Origin of the sequence: Dehalococcoides mccartyi 195 (assembly GCF_000011905.1) — a bacterium.
GTDB lineage: Bacteria > Chloroflexota > Dehalococcoidia > Dehalococcoidales > Dehalococcoidaceae > Dehalococcoides > Dehalococcoides mccartyi.
Window position 1 is genome coordinate 300274 of sequence record NC_002936.3, and the last position, 18157, is coordinate 318430.

18 protein-coding genes, 1 tRNA gene and 1 riboswitch are annotated in these 18157 nt (G+C 47.3%); of the genes, 10 read left to right on the forward strand and 9 right to left on the reverse strand.

Annotated elements, in window-relative coordinates:
* Positions 1-22: 22 nt before the first annotated feature.
* The 8 genes from DET_RS01800 to DET_RS01835 all read left to right on the forward strand — a co-directional run bounded on the left by DET_RS01800 (position 23) and on the right by DET_RS01835 (position 7274).
* On the forward strand, positions 23-319 hold the full coding sequence (locus DET_RS01800; protein ID WP_010936093.1) for a hypothetical protein: 297 nt from the start codon (positions 23-25) through the stop codon (positions 317-319).
* Positions 318-461, forward strand: a riboswitch (cobalamin riboswitch). Its footprint overlaps the gene before it by 2 nt.
* A 112-nt stretch (positions 462-573) precedes the next feature.
* Complete coding sequence (locus DET_RS01805; protein WP_041223325.1) at positions 574-1341, forward strand: adenosylcobinamide amidohydrolase; 768 nt, start codon at positions 574-576, stop codon at positions 1339-1341.
* A gap of 487 nt (positions 1342-1828) precedes the next feature.
* A complete protein-coding gene (locus DET_RS01810; RefSeq protein WP_010936096.1) occupies positions 1829-3433 on the forward strand; it encodes a sensor histidine kinase in 1605 nt (534 codons plus the stop codon).
* The gene (locus DET_RS01815) at positions 3408-4085 is read left to right on the forward strand and encodes a response regulator transcription factor (RefSeq protein ID WP_010936097.1); all 678 of its coding nucleotides are present in this window, start codon (positions 3408-3410) and stop codon (positions 4083-4085) included. Before DET_RS01810 ends, DET_RS01815 begins: the two co-directional genes overlap by 26 nt.
* A gap of 307 nt (positions 4086-4392) precedes the next feature.
* Entirely contained in the window at positions 4393-5880 is a 1488-nt protein-coding gene (locus DET_RS01820) for a reductive dehalogenase (RefSeq protein WP_010936099.1), read from the forward strand.
* Positions 5881-5909: 29 nt separating this feature from the next.
* Complete coding sequence (locus tag DET_RS01825) at positions 5910-6179, forward strand: hypothetical protein (RefSeq protein ID WP_010936100.1); 270 nt, start codon at positions 5910-5912, stop codon at positions 6177-6179.
* Positions 6180-6249: 70 nt separating this feature from the next.
* A complete protein-coding gene (locus tag DET_RS01830; RefSeq protein ID WP_080505018.1) occupies positions 6250-6825 on the forward strand; it encodes a YkgJ family cysteine cluster protein in 576 nt (191 codons plus the stop codon).
* Entirely contained in the window at positions 6822-7274 is a 453-nt protein-coding gene (locus tag DET_RS01835) for a hypothetical protein (RefSeq protein WP_010936102.1), read from the forward strand. The genes DET_RS01830 and DET_RS01835 overlap by 4 nt, the downstream gene beginning before the upstream one ends.
* 339 nt (positions 7275-7613) lie before the next feature.
* On the opposite strand, the gene DET_RS08510 is transcribed toward DET_RS01835, so the two are convergent.
* From DET_RS08510 to DET_RS01865, 6 genes are all read right to left on the reverse strand, one after another.
* Entirely contained in the window at positions 7614-8624 is a 1011-nt protein-coding gene (locus tag DET_RS08510; RefSeq protein ID WP_010936104.1) for a tyrosine-type recombinase/integrase, read from the reverse strand.
* A 66-nt stretch (positions 8625-8690) separates the two neighbouring features.
* Positions 8691-8766: transfer RNA gene (locus DET_RS01845), tRNA-Ala, on the reverse strand.
* A 35-nt stretch (positions 8767-8801) separates the two neighbouring features.
* Positions 8802-9629 carry a patatin-like phospholipase family protein gene (locus DET_RS01850; RefSeq protein ID WP_010936105.1) on the reverse strand — a complete coding sequence of 276 codons (828 nt, stop codon included), beginning with the start codon at positions 9627-9629 and terminating at the stop codon, positions 8802-8804.
* A 56-nt stretch (positions 9630-9685) separates the two neighbouring features.
* Complete coding sequence (locus tag DET_RS01855; protein ID WP_010936106.1) at positions 9686-11278, reverse strand: helicase HerA domain-containing protein; 1593 nt, start codon at positions 11276-11278, stop codon at positions 9686-9688.
* Positions 11275-11874 carry a hypothetical protein gene (locus DET_RS01860; RefSeq protein ID WP_010936107.1) on the reverse strand — a complete coding sequence of 200 codons (600 nt, stop codon included), beginning with the start codon at positions 11872-11874 and terminating at the stop codon, positions 11275-11277. Before DET_RS01860 ends, DET_RS01855 begins: the two co-directional genes overlap by 4 nt.
* 71 nt (positions 11875-11945) lie before the next feature.
* The gene (locus DET_RS01865) at positions 11946-13151 is read right to left on the reverse strand and encodes a DNA double-strand break repair nuclease NurA (RefSeq protein ID WP_010936108.1); all 1206 of its coding nucleotides are present in this window, start codon (positions 13149-13151) and stop codon (positions 11946-11948) included.
* Positions 13152-13277: 126 nt separating this feature from the next.
* Between DET_RS01865 and DET_RS01870 the strand changes: the two genes are divergently transcribed.
* On the forward strand, positions 13278-13898 hold the full coding sequence (locus DET_RS01870) for a LysE family transporter (protein WP_010936109.1): 621 nt from the start codon (positions 13278-13280) through the stop codon (positions 13896-13898).
* 29 nt (positions 13899-13927) lie between these two features.
* On the forward strand, positions 13928-14953 hold the full coding sequence (locus DET_RS01875; RefSeq protein WP_010936110.1) for a histone deacetylase family protein: 1026 nt from the start codon (positions 13928-13930) through the stop codon (positions 14951-14953).
* Here DET_RS01875 and DET_RS01880 read toward each other — a convergent pair.
* From DET_RS01880 to secD, 3 genes are read right to left on the reverse strand one after another with little or no spacing between them, the layout of a single operon-like run.
* Positions 14927-15862, reverse strand: coding sequence for a cation diffusion facilitator family transporter (locus DET_RS01880; RefSeq protein ID WP_010936111.1), 936 nt, complete (start codon positions 15860-15862; stop codon positions 14927-14929). The genes DET_RS01875 and DET_RS01880 overlap by 27 nt on opposite strands.
* A gap of 19 nt (positions 15863-15881) precedes the next feature.
* Positions 15882-16787: a protein translocase subunit SecF gene (gene secF / locus DET_RS01885; RefSeq protein WP_010936112.1), complete on the reverse strand. Its 906-nt coding sequence runs from the start codon at positions 16785-16787 to the stop codon at positions 15882-15884.
* Positions 16780-18129 carry a protein translocase subunit SecD gene (secD, locus tag DET_RS01890; protein ID WP_010936113.1) on the reverse strand — a complete coding sequence of 450 codons (1350 nt, stop codon included), beginning with the start codon at positions 18127-18129 and terminating at the stop codon, positions 16780-16782. Before secD ends, secF begins: the two co-directional genes overlap by 8 nt.
* Between the last annotated feature and the right edge of the window lie 28 nt (positions 18130-18157).

Consider the following 18157-nt stretch of genomic DNA (forward strand, 5'->3'; position numbering starts at 1 on the left):
TTCTAGAAAGGAAGTTAGAAATATGTGGTCTCTGTATACTCTCATATGGATGCTCATAGGTATCGCTTTAGGCGTAGGTTTTACATTTCTGATTAATAAACTTGGCCAGAAAGGGATATCTTTGCGCCTTTATGAATGGATTATAGGTATAGCCGGGCTGATACTATTCCTATTTACTATTCAGAATTTCTATACAGCTTTCCAAGAGTTTTATTCTCAGGCAGCCTATATGTTCCTGCTGGTTACCGGTTTACCGGCGATAATCCTTATGCTGGTCAGCTGGCAGTTAGTTACCAGACGTATCAAGGCCCAAAGTTAATATAAGTATTACCTGAAATCCCCTTGGATTCAAAGGGGGAAACGGGAAAGAAAGCCGGTGAAAATCCGGAGCAGTAGCGCCTACTGTGAGCGGGGAAAAGAGCAAGCCAGCAAAGCGCCCGGATTCAGGTACTGCCCTTCCGGTGACTACGGAAAGAGCAGGTGCGGAGTTAAAGATAATTAGCCCCCTCCTGTATTCCGGAGGGGGCATATTTTACGGGGAAAGGGAATAAGGCTGATATGGAGGGAACAAAGGTGATATCTGAACTGAAAACAGATACCTGTTATAAAGAACTGGGCAGTTTTCACGGGGTAAAAGCAGGCATTGTCTATCATAAGGCACTGGGTGCGTCCACCAATACTTTGGTAATAGAACTGCCGGAGGAAAGGAATATACTCTCCACCCGCACCGGGCTGGGTAAGGCCAGATATATCTTAAACACCCACATACCCCCTGAACTCTGGGATTTCATGCACGACAACTCATCAGACTGGCAGACAGCCTATTCGGTAGTGCTGGAAGAAGTCCTTGAGAGATACGGCACAGACCTGGATAAAGTCTCATTTTTATCTACTGGAGTAGACCAGGACAAAATAGCCTGGGCGGAAGAAAGTTATGAAGAGTTTTGGGTACTTGCCTTTGCTACTGCCGGGGTCAAGACCAACGCCATGCGGATAGGCTGTGATGCCGCAAGCGGTATAGAGCGAAATGGCAAGTTTGAGAAGATAGGCACGATAAATATTATCCTGCTTACCGGCTCTACTCTGGAGACACCCACGCTTGCTTCGTCGTATATCACACTGACCGAGGCTAAGAATGTAGCTTTACAGGAACTGGATATACGGAGTGCGGTACACCCCGAATGGCAGGCAACCGGAACGGGAACAGACCAGATAATCAGCGTATCAGGCGGGGATGATAAATATACTTATGTGGGTGGTCATACCAAACTGGGGGAGATGATGGCCAAAGCTGCAACTCAGGCAGTCAAACAGGCCGTCAGAAACTGCCGGGGATACTAGATAGTCGCTATTTATTAAATATTCATAGCCGAATAGTTAGTAATGTTAATATAGATTCCAGATTACTTATTAATATCTTGAATTCGTTTTATAGTTATTTATTCTCAAACGCCCTCAATTATCAAGCTAATGTCATAGCCGGTCTGGTATGGATTAGGTAGTCGTTGTATACCTTGGCAGGTCTATTAAGACAACTTATAATATCAGGAGGGTGATCTTATAAAATAAATTGATGTTAATTATACGGTAAATCCCGTGCCAGTTTACCAAATAAAATATCCGATTCTTCATTATTTAATATTCTTATACTCTTATAAACTCTTTTATTACCTTCAGCAAGGCTTTAACTGCCGGAATATAGAATGTAACCCCATTGTCTATAAAATCTTACACAAATGTTAGCCGTATTATTCAATTGTACTTGTTTTTTTTGTATGGTAATATTAGTATGGCTATAAGTAGCGGATTGTTGTGGGGGACTCTAGCCATGATTGATAACTTGGATACGATTCAGATCGATACCTTGCCTGTAGGTATTGTAGTGATAGATGTTTTGTCCAGAAAAATCATGAATATAAATCAGGCGGCCCAGAATCTTATCGGGGCAGAGGCATCCGAGATTATAGGCCATTCCTGCCATAAGTTCATTTGCCCGGCGGAAGAGGGTAAATGCCCGATACTTGATATGGGGCAATCAATAGACAATGCTGAAAGGCAGCTGCTGACCAGCAGTAGCAAGCTGATTACTATTTTAAAAACTGCAAGCAAGGTTACCATAAATGGCAGGGATTTTCTGTATGAAGTCCTTCAGGATGTGACTGACCCGGTTAATCTCCGTAAACAGCTTCAGATACAGGTGGCGGAGCGTACCAAAGAGCTGGCCGAAATAAACAGCAAACTCGTTCAGGAGATAAAAAACCATGAGAAAACCGAACGTAAATTAAACGAACTGTTTACCCGTTATTCAATGTTTTTCAACAACTGCAATGACGGGTTAACTTTGATTGATTTTTCAGGTGGAACACCGCCCGGTAAATATATTGAAGTAAACAAGGCGTTTTGCCAGATGGTTAATTATTCACGGGAAGAGCTTCTTCAGTTGACCCCGATTGACCTTACCGCTTCGGAGATGAAAGATTATGCGCTGGGAAATACAAAACTGGTGTTGGAGTCTGAATATGCGGTACTCCGTTTCCCGAATGTATATATTACCAAAGATGGCAGGCGGCTGGATTGCGAAATAAATGCCAGTTTTGTTTATTTATCTGGACGGGAAGTGGCGGTAGTAGTATATCGGGATATTTCGGAAACCAAGCGCTTGGAACAAAGTCTTCGTGAAGCCTATGAGCGGGAACTTCAGGCCCATGCGGAGGTTGAAGATCAGCTAAACCAGCGCAATTATTTTATGCGGGCACTGGTGCATGAGCTTAAAACATCTCTTACTCCGCTGCTTGCCGCTAGTGAGTATTTGGTATCTGAACTTTCGGACAGTGCTTTATTAGGTTATGCACGAAACATGCAGAATGGGGCTATTAATCTGAATAACAAGATTGATGACCTTATGAACTTGGCCAAGGGGGAAATAGGCCAGCTGCAAACAGACCCTGAGTATGCCAGTATCAGAAAAGTTATCGGGGATTGTGTAGATTACCTCCAGCCTCAGGCCCAGAAGATGCAAAAACGGATAGCACTGAATGTTAGCGTGGATATTCCCTTGACATTATTTGATAAAAAAATGATTTATCAGGTGGTGCTTAATCTGCTCAGCAACTCACTTAAGTTTTCCCGTACCGGCAGTGAAATTTGTATTGAGGCCGTGAAATCAGGGGATAAAATCAAAGTTTCGGTCAAAGACCAGGGTACTGGTATACCCAAGAACAAGCAGCAGGGAATTTTTACTCCTTATTATCGTATCAAGACCAAGCGGGACAGGTACGGTGGGTTGGGTTTGGGACTAGCTCTTTCTAAGATGATTATTGAACTGCACAGGGGTGAGATATGGTTTACCAGTGAATACGGCCATGGCAGTACCTTTTACTTTACACTACCGATAAGGAGCGAATGGGATGAAGACCCTGATAATAGAGGATGATTTATCCATAATTGATCTGGTAGTGCTTACCCTTTCGGTAGCCTGGCCAGATATCCAGATAGTTAGAACCCAGCTTGGCAAAGAGGGCATAGAGCTAGCTGAAACCGAAGCGCCAGATTTTATTATACTTGACCTTGGTCTGCCGGATATGAGCGGTATAGAAGTACTTCAGGAAATACGCAGTTTTTCCAAGGTGCCCGTTTTAGTGCTGACTGTAAAAAAAGATGAGATGGATGTGGTAGTGGCACTCAGCAAGGGAGCTGACGAGTTTATCAGCAAACCTTTCCGCCAAATGGAACTAATCTCCAGGGTAAAAAATGTCTTAAAGCGGTCACATCCTTCGGAGGGTGAAGTATACGCTATAGGTAACCTGACCTACTATCCCGCCCTGAACAAAATAGATTCTAAAGGTCTTGAACTTAAGCTTTCACCTACTGAAAATATCATCTTCCTTTATCTGGCTAATCAGCGGCCGAATTATGTTACCTACCGAAGCCTTGCCTTGGCCATCTGGGGTGATGAATATCCGGGTTGCCATAAAGCAATACGGGTGATGGTTAATCAGTTGAGAGAGAAGCTTGATTCATCATTGAACCAGCCTGATTTGATACTGACTAAGTATGGTTTGGGTTATTATCTTGGCAACTGGTAAATACCCGTGTTAGCCTCCTTTTTCAGAAAAATCCTTCGTTTTTATGCTTTATGCTCGGTTTCCCCTCTTCATAAGTAAACTCTAATGCGTTTATAAGAAAATCCTTATTATTTCGGGTATTCGTTTATGCGAATGCTTACCTGTCTTCACTTATCATTAAACTGTCATTCAGAGCGAAACTTATGTCTTTGCCCATGTCAAAAATATCTTCACCTATTATGTGGTTTAAAGACTGAAAAGAGGTGACAGAAAGCAAAAGCAGAATTGAATACAGTTTATGTCCAAGTAATCATTAGAGGAGGTTAACATGCTGAATTTTCACAGTACACTTACCCGTAAGGATTTCCTGAAAGGAATAGGTATGGCCGGAGCTGGATTGGGTGCCGCCTCAGCTGTAGCCCCTATGTTCCATGACCTTGATGAACTCGTAGCTTCAACACCCAGTACCCGCAATCTACCCTGGTTTGTAAAAGAAAGGGAACACGGAGATCCCACTACTCCTATAGACTGGGATATGATTCAAAGACGCCCTTACACTTGGGTGCGTATGGATCCTACTCTACCAGTTTATGATAATCTAAAGTCTATTGGTGCACCGGTATCCAGGTGGCTGGATTGGGAAGATAAAAAAGCCGAAGATGAAATCCTGTATGCCAAAGCCCGTGAGGATTTTCCCGGATGGGAACCAGGTCTAGATGGGTTCGGGGATATTAGAACTACCGCTCTTACTCATGCATCAGAAATGTTTTCATTCGGAAACTTCCCTACTAGGATGAATCTGGGCGGTAATATGGTGGATTTAGTAGCAGCGGTCAGGGCGGCTGGTGGCTATCTGGGGAGTACGGATAGCTATGCCGGACCTAAAATGGTGCACACACCGGAAGAGATGGGCGGCACTAAGTATCAGGGTACTCCCGAAGATAATCTGAGGACTCTGAAAGCCGGTATCCGATACTTCGGTGGTGAAGATGTGGGAGCACTTGAGCTTGATGATAAGCTTAAAAAACTCATCTTTACTGTTGACCAGTACGGTAAAGCATTGGAATTCGGGGATGTTGAGGAATGTATAGAGACTCCTAAACAGGTTACCATTCCAAATAAATGTAAATATATTTTCCTCTGGACCATGCGCCAACCATACGAATGGACCCGTCGTCAATCCGGCAGGTTTGAGGGCGCAGCAACCGAAACCAGTTACGAACGTGCTTACAATACCAAAGCTCATTTCCAGGATTTTGTTCGTGGTTTGGGTTATCAAATGATAAGTGCCGGCAACAATAGTCTTTCTCCGGCTGGTGCCTGGGCAGTTCTGGGCGGTTTGGGTGAATTATCTCGGGCTTCTTATGTAAACCACCCGCTCTATGGTATTACGGTCAGAGTCACCTGGGGATTCCTGACTGATATGCCGCTGCCACCCAGCCGCCCCATTGATTTTGGTGCCCGCAAGTTCTGCGAAACTTGTGGTATTTGTGCCGAGAATTGTCCCTTCGGGGCTATCAATCCCGGTGAACCTACCTGGAAGGATGATAATGCCTTTGGTAACCCTGGTTTCCTTGGCTGGCGATGTGACTATACCAAGTGTCCCCATTGTCCTATCTGCCAGGGTACCTGCCCCTTCAATTCCCACCCCGGTTCGTTCATACATGACGTAGTCAAGGGCACTGTTTCCACCACGCCGATATTTAACAGCTTCTTCAAAAATATGGAGAAAACCTTCAAGTACGGGCGGAAAAATCCGGCTACCTGGTGGGACGAAGTGGATGACTATCCTTATGGGGTCGATACCAGTTACTAAAACAACTTTAGTATGGGAGATGATATAAAATGATTTTTTGGATAGGTGCACTTTTCGGAGCAGCTTTAACCTTACTGGTAAACTGGCTTAGAGCCAAGGTAGTGGTAAGGTGGTATGAGTGGCTGATAGGAGCGCTGGGTTTGTTGTCAGGAATAGGTGCTGTTCAGCATTATTTTGGGTCTCTGGTAGAAAACGAACCCGAATCTGCCTGGATGGGTTTTCTAGTGTTATTTATCCTGTCGGTTCTGCTGCTGGTAATTACTTGGACATTGTTAAGACGGCATAAGCAGTCCATATAACTTTTTGGAGAGTCAGAGGGTACATCTAAGATGTACCCTCTGCAACTTATAATTGGTTCGGAGATAAACCTTGCAAGAATATCGTTCTTTTATGTCTGACCTTTCTTCTGGTGATATTTCAAATTATCGTGCTCTTACGGCCGAGTATGAAAGCTACTGCCGTGAACAGGCGGGTAAGCACTTTATGGCCTCCAAGTTTAACTTTAAAAAATGCCAGTGCTGCGGATATTGCTGTCTGTGTTACCCCTGCATGCCCCGTCCTGATGAAATTTCACCTGTGGCTGAATACTTGAATATCTCGGTCAAGGAGCTAATAGACAGGTACATGGTGGTGGATACGGCGGACTGCCAGACCTTTTTTCTCAGGTGGGCAAAGGCAGGGCAGGAGGATATCACTGGTGCCCGAATACCACCCAGAAGGACTTATGACCGCGGGTACTGTATCTTTTTTGATAAAGACAAGAAAACTTGCTTTATTCACCCTGTTAGGCCGGATGATGCCAAAATAATCAAATGTTGGGATGATCGACAGAGCCGCGACAAGAAACTCTGGGGTATGAGCGGCTGGAAGCAGACTGATATTTATAGATTTATACCGGATTTCAGTACCAACTACTTTAGAAAATCAAAAGAGAAGCCAATATGATACCGGCTTTACGTATCGTAAATATTTTGCTTGGCTTACTGGCTTTGAGTGGGCTATTAATCACCGGCAGTGGCTGCAGTGGCAGTGAAGAAAAAATTGATGATACTCCTTACGTTGTTGACTATACTAAAATATTCAGGTCCTATACTTTTTCTTCAATTGACGCTGATGGTTTGCCTGCGGATGAATGCAGCGCATTCACTACCGATACTCCCATTATTTACTTTACATGGCAGCCACGCTCATTGGATGTATGCTGTGCGGCTACGCTAGTAATCTGGTATTTTGAGGGAGAGGAAATACAGCATCTCTCTCTTATGGATCCATCTACTTGTGTGCATACTGCCTTTTTGGAAAGACCAGAAGGTGGGTTTGAGCTGGGTAATTATCAGGTCGCTCTTTACATAGGCATAAGTGAATATTTGCGATTGGATTTTATGGTTAAATAGGAAATCCAATCGCACCCATGCGGGTGCGTGGATTGAAACGTTCAATTGACGATTTATAATCTGATTAAGAAAGGCCTGCCTTCATATAAGCTGGGGAATAAACGGGTATTCATAAAAGAGGATCTGATTAACTGGGTAAAATCCCAGAAATCGTAATCCGGGAATTTTTCGGTATTTTTGTCCATATAAAATGCTTAATGAAAAATTAGGGCATTTTACCGAAATAGTGTTATAAAATAATATATTTTAGGCCGAAAACATACGTGTTTTCCTGTATTTTTGTCATATTTGTCATATGGTTATGAATGATAACAGGCTGTTTATAGCATTTAAATCACTTTAAGTATTCTCCTGATTATCTTTTTCAAACTGGATGCGTTGTTTAAAGAAATTAGGGACAGAATTTTGGACAGAATTAATAGGAATTTCTCCCTGGATCTCAATATTATCTGCTAAGTTATTATCATTATCATGTATTTTAATTTTTAGATATGTTTGTTCGGGCATTGGCTTTACCATATCCAACTTATCCACAGCTTCTCTGAGTGCGTTAGGTCTTATACCCAGATACACAGAAGTTGTTTGGAGGCTTTCGTGTCCTAATAATGCCTGTACAGAAGTAAGGGCGGCGCCTTTTTCTAATAATTGCTCAGCATATGAATGGCGTAACTGGTGAGGGTGAATTTTAACTCCGGCTTTCTTGCTCCAAGTGGAAAGTTTATCAGTAATAGATCTGCTGGTAAGATTAAATAAGCTATCAGAAGGCTGTTTATGTGCCAAAAAGCTGGTAAGTTTTGAGATTAAACCCAAAGGTATAGGCACAGCTCTGTCTTTCATCCCTTTACCTTGACGAACAAACACAGTTCTTTTCTCTAGCTGTATATCGCTTACTTTAAGGTTGGCTAATTCACTCCGTCTCAAACCGGTCATTTGGGCGAAACGTATTAACATCTCATCCCGGGCAATTGTATCTTTATGATTGTGTTTGCAAGTAATGGCATCAACAAGTTTTTCAATATCAGCAGGCTCAACATATTCCGGCAGGTGCTTGGGTTTTTTCACTTTAACATCCAACCCTTCGCCATACCAATCCATAAACCCGCGGATTATACCGGTATAACGGAAAATGGTAGCCTGGGCTCTATGGTGGTACAGGCCTAAAAACTTCAGGGCTAATGCTTGGGATGGTGGCATGCCGCCTAAGAAAGCCTGGAATTTATCAAGTAAGGCTTTGTACTGGAGGTATTGATTTGGCGTTATCCGGATTTTTAGCAGGTCATAGTAGCCGGTGAAGAGTTCATCAGTAGTTAATTTTTTATGCGAAAGTCGGCGTTTTGTCTTCTCGTCCAAGAGAGCCTCCAGAATTTCCATTACGTTTGGAAAATCGGGCTTTTGTATTTGAGACAGGACATTGGATGGTGGAGCTGAGGGGATTCGAACCCCTGACCTCCTCCTTGCAAAGGAGGCGCTCTCCCGACTAAGCTACAGCCCCACGGAGCACCATTATACCAAGTTTGAGTTAAAGTGTTAAATAGTGGGGGTATAGCTGTATTTTCGAAGCAGCAGGTGTTTCAAGTTAGGTATGGCGTCAGTTGCGCTCAGTTCCCCCCGGAGGACTATTTCCGGTGCTTTCAGGAAATCACCCGGTCCTATGCCGGAAAGGTCTGGTTCTATAGCAATATCTGCGGCCTGGAGATTTTCCTTGGCCATATGTATTGACATAATGTTTACTATCTGGAAAGCGGTATCAAAGATGGATGGGGCGGAATCTTTGTCTGGTTTTATATAATCATGGTGATAAATGGCATTTACCGCAATTACAAAATCTGCTCCCATATCCCGTACAATCTGGGCCGGAATGGGGGTAATAAGACCGCCGTCCACCAGGAAACGGTTTTTGTTTTTTACCGGATGGAAGATGATGGGCAGGGACATACTGGCAATTACCCCGTCAATAACCGGACCTTCCCTGAAAAGCACTTCCTGTCCGGTTTTAACGTCTGCGGCTACGCAGGCAAAGGGCTTCTTAAGTTCGGCAAAAGTAACATCCCCGATAAGTCCTTTGAGATAGTCTTTTATCTTGCGGGATGACAGGAAGCCTGCTCTGGGGGCAGCCAGGTCCAGCAGGGGCATAAGCTGTTTCCAGCTCAGGTTGCTTACTATTTCTTTCATTTCCGGCGGTGTATGGCCGCTGGCGTATAAAGCACCTATAATAGCACCCATGCTGGTGCCGGTGACTAAATCCAGCGGTATGGCTTCTTTTTCCAGTACTTCCAGCACCCCGATATGAATAATACCCCTGGCGGCGCCTCCGCCAAGAGCGATACCTATTTTAGGCGGTTTGGATGCGGGCATGAATAACCTCCTCTGCTTGCGGGGCAGTATGCCCCGGGTTTTCTTCCCATATAGATTTAGAAAAGTTCCTCTATCTCTTCGGTGCTGATTTTTTTACGGCTGACTTCGTTGTATATAGACTGGTCATACTCACGGGGGACAAAGGCTACCGGCATGGGTACGGCCGCACCGAATATAAGTGCCTGCTGGCGTGAAGCCAGTTTGGCCAGTACGCCTTTGAGTTCGTTTTTGCCGGAGATTCCTGAGAGTACGGCGTCTATATCTTTTTCATTGTCCAGCAGGGCGGTTATTTTAGTGCCCAGCTGAGACATAACCTCTGTATCTATGCCCGAAGGCCGCTGGTCTATAATAAGCAGGGTGACATTGTACTTGCGCATTTCACGGGCAATAGTGCCGAAGATGGTGCGGGAAGCAACTTCGGGGTTTAAAAATTTGTGGGCTTCCTCTATGGTGATGACCAGCGGGGTGGGTTTGGCGGCGTCTTCGGCCATGGCCTGTTCCATGCGGTCACGGTAGCTGGTATATATGCGGCGGGTGAGCAGATTGGCCACCAGTATGTAAGCGGTGATATCTGTATACCGCCCGAACTCCAACACTACATTTATATTCCGGTTTAAGTACTCAAGCACCCGGTCTACCGCTTTGACCGGGGCGTTTTCCACGATAAAGGGCAGGCGGGTAAGGGTGTTTAAGCCCCGTTTCAGGTTTTGGAAGGTGCTTTCATGGATACTTAAACTGTCCAGCAGTTTTTTATCATCTTCTTCATCACCGATATTATTGGCTTCTTTTATCCAGTTCTTCTTGAAATATTTGCGTAACTGGTAAACGGCTTCTACTGCCTGTTCGGTCAGGTTCAGGGTCTGGCGGAGCAGGCTGATATCTTCCGGTTCTATTTCGTCATAGCCTATCTTTACCTCAAAGTCCACGCTGACTTTGCGTTTGCGGGAGCTTTCCCCGTCCAAAGTAAATACGGCTACCCTGTCCGGAAAGAGCTGTTTTAAGGCTTTGACTTTGTGTTTTTTCTCACTGGTGCCTTCCCAGCCGTATTCGGAGTGCATATCAAACACCAGATTTACGCAAGACCCTTTCTGGAGCATACCCACCAGCAGGGTGCGGGTGAGGAAGGTTTTGCCGGTGCCGCTTTTACCGAAGATGCCGTTTGAACGTTTGACCAGTTCGGGCAGGTTCAGGCAGAGGCGGGTTTCCATATCCAGCGGGTTGCCCACGTAAAAATGGGAGGCGTCTTCCTTGCCGAAGACCATTTCTATATCTTCGTTGGAGGCAATATCTACCGGGGCATAGTGACTGGGTATGGTCTTGACCGGCTGAGGGCCGTCCAGAAGGCTTTTTTCGTCATTTCCCAGTACCAGATAGGGTATTACCTTGAGGTCTCCGTAAGCGGCTGTACCGCTGAGTATTTCAGCCAGAAACTTTTCGTCTGCGGCCGGGGGTGTAAGGGTAAGACGCTGGTCGGTTACCCCCAGAGAAACATCGGTTATCATACCCAGAAAACGTTTGGTTTTTCCCTGTATAGTTACATAACGGCCAACTGCCATGTCCTCCACCAGAGCTTCGCCATCCAGACGGACATATATTCCGCCGGAGAGTGAACCCCCTATTACAATACCCAGTTTGTTTTCGCTTGTCATAGCTGTATCCTCTCCAGGATTACTTTAAGCCGCTGGTACTGGCCGGGCAGGATTCTGGCCAGCTCTTTGCCTGCTTTTACTAAAAATGACTGTTTATCAGGTGCGGCGGCGGCAAGCTGACGCAGGCAGGCGGCGGTTACTTCGTCTGCCGGTACGGGCAGTTCGGAGTTTATTAGTATGTTTAAAAAGCCGAACGAGCGGCTGAATTCGGCGGTTTCTTCAGGGGTGCAGGTTTCGGTAAAACTGTGGATATGGGCAGGGCGGGGCGGCAGCCAGTGGCAGATTTGCCCCTGTCCCCGGTAACCTAGTATCAGGCAGGAAAATTCGCTCCGCAGGAGTTTGCTTAGCTGGGGGCTTTGGGCATATATATCTTCTTCGCTTGCGGCGTCCTGTCCGCGGGCAATGGGTTTTCTGCCCGGCTCTATGGAAGAGGTGGTGGCATGATAGACGGCGGCATAAATAGTATTTTCGCCTTCGCCGGTTTTTACCAGCGCCCCCAGAGCAGGTGTGTTATAAAGCTGGTAAGACTGGGCGGTAAAGTCAGTGGTGCTGGTATCTATAACCTCGCCGATACGGTTTGTATTTAGGTTGTCCAATTTTTTTACCCCCTGCGGTTAATGGTATATTTCGATCTGTTAAACAGACTGGCGGTGCTAGTTTACATAAACTATACCCAGCGGGTTTTCTTGCTAAGGCTTTTGGCCGAACTGCTGGGGTTTATTTTGCTTGCGGTCAGCATTTCTTCTACCAGCTGGTTGAAAATACGCCTGTCCTGACCGCTGACTACTGCCTGTTCGTGGGCTTCGGAAAGGGAGACGGGGTAGCCATGCCCCAAGCGGCATTGTTCCAGTATCAGGCTGTGGCTTAAGCTTAACAGCTCTTCAGAGCGGGCAGTCCAGCCGGGCAGTTCCACCCGGGCTATTTCTTCACTGGTTTTCAAGTAGTAAAAATAGACCCTGTGTTCCCCGTAATATTTTTCCAGTATGGAAGATGAGCTGGCAAACAGGGCGGAGCGTTCACCCGGTTTCAATATGCGCTCAAACAGCATGCTGTCCGTGACGCCGGAAAGTATGTCACAAGGGCGTTTGCCGTTTGGCAGCTGGTCACACTGGCTGGTGCAGTCTGCCGGTTCGTACGGGCAGTAAAGCAGGCGGAGGGTATTGACTACGTCTGTGCTTCCGGGGTAGCTGATATAGCTGGCTAAAGCCACCTGTCTGTCTTTGGTGTTCAGGTTTTGTATTTTGCCCAGATATTTCAGGTAACCGTTTACCAGCAGGTCTTCAACCACGTATTCGGGGAACTCTTTGGAAAGGAGTGACCAGAGTATCAAAGTGCCGTCTGCCAAAGCCAAAGTGGGCAGATTGGGGGAGGCGGCATCTGCCATTTCAGCCAGATGGCGGGTTTCTTCTACGCTTCTTTTTATTCCCAGCAGAGTGCCTTCTACGGCTACTTCTTTGCTGCCGCAGGAGATTACCATATCTTCGGGGCGGGCATACAGAGCGGGCAGGCTTTCCAGAGCGGCAGACGGGGATTGGCCGTACTCCAGCCGAACCCTGCCGATATTTATCAGGTAACAGCGGCTAAGCTGGTGGCGGTCTACGTCTATTTGCGAGCCGTCTGTGGCCAGTATGCGGTAGCTTTGGGGCAAGGCAGGCGGCGGGTGGGTGGCATCCGGTATTTCTTCCGGGTGTGCCAAAAGAAAAGTGGTCTGGCTGCGTTCGGCCTTATCCAGCAAATGCTGGTATTCAGCCGGAGTGCGTTTCATGCCGTTCAGCCCGGCCTCAAGGTGTTTTTGGTGTTCCAGGTCACGGCCTTTTAAGTCTGAGACCATGCTCTGTATCTGAAGGGCGGTTTTGTCCAGGTTTAAAGACAATACCGTTTGTCTCCTTGTTTCTGCATTTGCTTCAGTATAAAACAAGATATGTATTCCCACAAGCAACAAATGGCATTTATGCCGGGGTGCGTCCGGGTTTTTGCCCCTAACGGGAGAAGTGTTATAATGGATTTTATGTTAGCCACTCTGCTTAGTGTTACGGTTATATCTTTTTCAGGTGTGCTGATGCCCGGCCCCATGTTTGCTCTGACTCTTTCACGGAGTTACCATACCCCCTGGGCAGGTGCCCAGATTGTGCTGGGGCATGTGCTGGTGGAACTGCCCATTATTCTGCTTATTTATTTCGGTTTTGCCGGTTTTTTTGAGCTTGTCTGGGTGCAGATACTGCTCAGTCTGGCAGGCGGAATTATGATTATTTACATGGGGCTGGGTATGATAAAAGCCCGCCGTGAAGCCGCTCAGGATAAGGCTAATTTTAAATATAATACAGTGGTGTCAGGTGCGGCCATGAGCGCCCTGAACCCGTTTTTTCTGGTCTGGTGGGCAACTGTAGGGGCGATGCTGGTTATGAAGGTATCGGACTACGGGCTTGGGGGGCTGGGGGCTTTGGCGGCTACCCACTGGCTGGTGGATTTAGCCTGGCTTTGTCTGGTTTCGTTTATTGTGTACCGCACCCACCGCCTGTGGGGGAGCAGGGTGCGGGAGATAGTTTTTATAGGCTGCGGGTTGTTGCTTGCGGCTTTCGGGGTGTATTTCATTGTTTCCGGGCTGAAGCTGTGGCTTTAGCGGTATCTTAATACGGAGAAGGTATTTTAATGGCAGTGGGGCTGGTTTATAACCATATATATTTGAACCACGAAACGGGTACCCATGTGGAAAACCCTGACCGCCTGCTGGCGATTATGGAATACATAAATACGCATGGGCTGAAAGACCGTCTGGTACATGTTGAGCCGAAACGGGTGGGTTTGGGTGAACTGGAGGGTTTTCATACCCGCAAGTATATCAGCCGGGTGGAGGAAGTGGGTTTCAGCGGCGGCGGCTGGCTGGACCAGGATACGGTGATTTCGGTGGATAGCTACGAAACAGCCCTGTACGCGGTGGGCGGGGTGCTTGAGGGGGTGGACAAGGTGCTTTCAGGTGAACTGGAGAGTGCTTTTGTAATGTGCCGCCCGCCGGGTCACCATGCCCTGCCGGAGGCTTCCATGGGTTTCTGTATTTTTAATAATGTGGCTTTAGGGGCTTTGCATGCCCTTAATAAACATAGACTCAAGCGGGTGGCGGTGGTGGATTTTGATGTTCACCATGGCAATGGCATTCAGCATGTCTGCCTGAATGACCCGCGGGTGACCTATATTTCCACCCACCAGATTCACCATTTCCCCTTTACGGGGGACAGCTGTGAAGACGGCCCGTTTCAGAATATTTTAAATATCCCCCTGCCTGCCGGCTGCGGGGACAGCCATTACCAGAAAGTATTTGACCAGCTGATTTGCCCGTACCTTCGGAAACTATCACCTGAGCTGATACTGGTATGTGCCGGTTATGATGCCCATTTTGCTGATGATATGGGTGAGATGTGCCTTTCACAGCAGGGTTTTGCCGGTATAACCCGTGCCCTGAAAAAGACGGCGGATGAGGTCTGCGGGGGAAAAATGGTTTTCAGTCTGGAGGGCGGCTACCATTATCTGGGTCTGGCAGAGAGCGTGGGGGCTAGCCTTGCGGTTTTATTAGATGAGGCTTTGCCTCCCCCTAATACCAAAGCCCCCGAAGAGACTGCGGATACGCCTGATATCAGCGGGCTGATTCTGGAGTTACGGGGTATTTTCGGGATTAGCTAAGTCCGAAGGGCGTTTCTTACAGTTTATCTGGCATTCGGGGCAGTTTTCCTCGGTGCAGGGTTCTACGTGGATAGTCACGTAGTCTATTTTCAGTTTATCTTTGAGGTCTTTTTCCAGATGGTCACATATGGAGTGGGCTTTTTCCACCGAAAGCGTTTTGGGCATAACCAGATGCAGGTCTACATACCGGTAACTGCCGGCTTTGCGGGTGCGCAGGTTGTGAAACTCCACCAGTTTTGAGGTATGTTCATTTATCAAACTGCTGATGGCATCTACTTCTTCTTTGGGCAAACGGGCATCTACCAGCGCCCCGAAAGACTTGTTGAGTATATCCCAGGCGGCTTTGATGATAAGCAGGGCTACCAGCAAGGCTACGATGGGGTCAAGTACGCTCCAGCCGGTCAGTTTTGCCAGTAGCAGACCCAGCAGTACTCCGGCTGAGGTGATTACATCTGTGGTGAGGTGTGAGGCGTCTGCCTCTAGGGCCACTGAATCAGTCTCGCGGGCTATCTTTTTCAGGTAACTGGAGACTAAGGTATTGGCAACTACGGATACGCCCATAATTACCACGCCCCATTCCAGCATCTCAGGGGCAGAGCCCTCTATAAGCCTGTTTATTGCCTCGTAGATAATCCAGATAGCGGCTACGAAGATGAGGACTGCTTCTACTGTGCCACTTACGTTTTCCCACTTGCCATGTCCGTAAGGGTGGGTAGCATCTGCCGGTTTGTCAGAGGCTTTGACGCCGAAAAAGGCGATAACTGCGGCTACCAGATCCAGAGTGCTGTGGATAGCTTCTGCTAGTATACTCACGCTGCCGGTAACAAAACCGACCGCCGCCTTCATAACTATAAGCGTTGAGTTAGAAGCTATCGAAAATGAAGCCGCCCTGGTTTTTCTGGTAGCCATAGTTTATCCTTGTTATCTGTTAAGCTCTCTTAAAGGGCTTAAGTAGTTTGCCCCAGTCACCGTTTTCCCAGGTGACCAGCAGGGAAGGGGCGACAAAGAGTGAGTCATAAGTACCGGCAATAAGACCGATAAGCAGGACTACGCTCAGATTCTGGATAGATGCCCCCAGGAAAAGCATAAGGGCTACTACGGTAATGATAACCGTAAAGCTGGAGTTGATAGAACGGACTATCGTTTCCATAATGCTCTGGTTTACTACTACATCAAAGCTGGGGTGAATGCCTTTAAGCTGGTTTTCCCGTATGCGGTCAAAGACTACCACGGTGTTATTTATACTGTAGCCGATAACCGCCATGATGCCGATAACAAACATGAGGTTAATTTCCCAGCCAAATATGCCGGCCAGCAGGGCGAAAATGCCCAGCACTACCAGTGCGTCATGGAACAGGGCTATGACTGCGCAGGTGCCGTAGTGGAACGGCTTGGGCATACGGCGGAAAGCCCAGGTAACATACAGCAGAATACCTACCAGAGCCGCTCCGATAGCTATCAGGGCCATTTGGGTGGTCTGCTTGGCAATCAGGGGGTCTACATTTTCAAAGCCGCGTTCAGTTAGGTTGCCGAAGGCTTCTTCCAGAGCGGTTTCCAGAGTGACCTTCTGGCTGATATCAAGCTCGCTGGTGCGGATAAGGAAGTCTCCGTCACCGGTTACCTGAACAATAGCTTCGCTCTGCCCCAGGCTTCTAAGCTCCTGGGTAAGCTCATCCACGCTGACTGTCTGGTCAAATTTGATGGTCAGAATGGAGCCGCTGGAAAAGTCTATGCCGGGTTTCAGCCCGAATATCAGCAGCGAAGCCAGCCCGGCAAGTATAATCAGGGCTGATATAAATATAAACAGGGGTCGGTGCTGGATTATCTTATTCATTTTTGCCTCTTGTCTGGGTGGTGAATAGGGCAAGCTTTTTAGCGGTTTTAGTACCTACAAAAAGCCTGAGCAAGGTGCGGGTGACAAAGATAGCGGTGAACATACTGACCGCCACACCCAGGAACAGGGTTACGGCAAAACCTTTGACCGGTGCCCCGGCCGCAATAGTACCGCCCACCCAGAACAGGATTCCGCAGGCTATAAAGGTGGTAACGTTGGAGTCCCAGATGGCAGACCAGGCACGGGAAAAGCCGGCTTCCACCGCCGCTCCCAGTGTCTTGCCAGCCAGCAGTTCCTCTTTCAAACGGGCAAATATCAGGATATTGGCATCTACTGCCATACCTGCTGATACAATGAAACCGCCGATACCCGCCAAAGTAAGGGTAACCGGTACCAGTTTAAAGAGAGCCAGTACAATTACTCCGTAAAATACCAGAGCTATACTGGCCAGCAGACCGGGCAGGCGGTAAAAGGCTATCATGAATATCATAACCAGGATTATGCCTGCCAGACCGGCTTTTACGGCCAGGTCAACAAAGTTTTGACCCAAGGTAGGTGAAACGGTCTGCTCGTATATGGGCTCAAGCGGCACCGGCAGGCGGCCGGCATTCAGCTGGTTGGAAAGCATTTCTGCTTCGTTGTAGCTTAAGCCTTCTATCACGCCGCTGGTTTCAATAACATTGTTTATGTAGGGGGCAATTGGTACGCCATCATCACCGGCCAGGGCTTCATCACCTTCAAAGATACCCAGCTGCTGGCTTAAAAGGCGGGTGGTGATTTCTTTGGATAACTGGGCCCCGATGTCATCCCATTCAAATACCAGTAAAATATTGCCGTACTGGTCCCGGTTTACATAAGTACTGTCTTTGAAATAGGCACTGGTCAGGGCATACTCAACCCCGTCAATAGTGGCGGTGGCCGGTTTCCATTTGCCCAGACTGTTTTCCCATTTATAATCTTCGCCTTCAGCCGCCAGTTCGCCGAATTCCAGCAGGGCGGTACGGCCGATGCGGGCTTTTTGTTCATCTGTAATATCCAGCCCCGGCAGTTCAACCACTATCCGGTCATCTCCCTGACGCTGGATTGAGGCTTCGGTGACACCAAGAGGGTTGATGCGGTTGGAGATAACCTCCACCACGCCATCCATTACGCTGTCAATATTGCTTTCATCTACATTGGACAAGTCAGCCTGATATACCATGTGCAGGCCTCCCTTTAAGTCCAGACCAAACAGGATTCCCTTGCCCAGAAGTGCGCCTTTGTCTGTTGGCAGCACTATGGTAAAGGCAAGGATCATGGCGGCCAGTATGGCCAAAAACACGAGCCCGTTTTTCCTTCGCATAATTCTCCCCAAGCTAATTTAGATTATT